The organism is Arthrobacter sp. SAFR-044 (assembly GCF_059414985.1).
This window is the reverse complement of sequence record NZ_JBPFDN010000040.1, coordinates 1-554: the sequence shown is the minus strand read 5'-3', so window position 1 is coordinate 554 and position 554 is coordinate 1. Positions and strand designations below refer to the sequence as shown.

Annotated in this window: 1 protein-coding gene; it reads left to right on the top strand. The window is 61.7% G+C overall.

Annotated features, from left to right (window positions below; genetic code table 11):
* A partial coding sequence (locus ACR65J_RS21040) for an enolase C-terminal domain-like protein (protein ID WP_440172320.1) occupies positions 1-537 on the top strand: 537 nt, incomplete at its 5' end.
* Positions 538-554: the final 17 nt, after the last annotated feature.

Here is a 554-nt window from a genome sequence, read left to right as displayed (position 1 = left end):
AAGGCGTTGGAGCCGTATGACTTGTTCTGGCTGGAGGACTGCACGCCGGCGGAGAACCAGGAGGGGCTGCGCCTGGTGCGGCAGCACACCACGACGCCGCTGGCGATCGGGGAGATCTTCAACACGGTGTGGGATTACCAGACGCTGATCAAGGAACAGCTGATCGACTACGTGCGGGCCGCGTCCACGCACTTCGGCGGGATCAGCCCTCTGAAGAAGGTGATGGATTTCGCGGCGCAGTACCAGATCAAGTCCGGTTTCCACGGGCCGACGGATATTTCCCCGGTGGGGTTCGCGGCGCAGCTGCATGTGGGGTTGGCGATCCATAATTACGGGATCCAGGAGTACATGCAGCACTCGGATAAGACCAACGAGGTCTTCGAGCAGTCCATGACGTTCGTGGACGGGTACCTGCACCCGGGCGACAAGCCCGGGATCGGCGTCGAATTCAACGAAGAAGCCGCCGCAGCCTACCCGTACCAGCAGGCCTACCTGCCCTACAACCGCCTCGTCGACGGCACCGTGCATGACTGGTGAGGCATGACTGGTAAAAC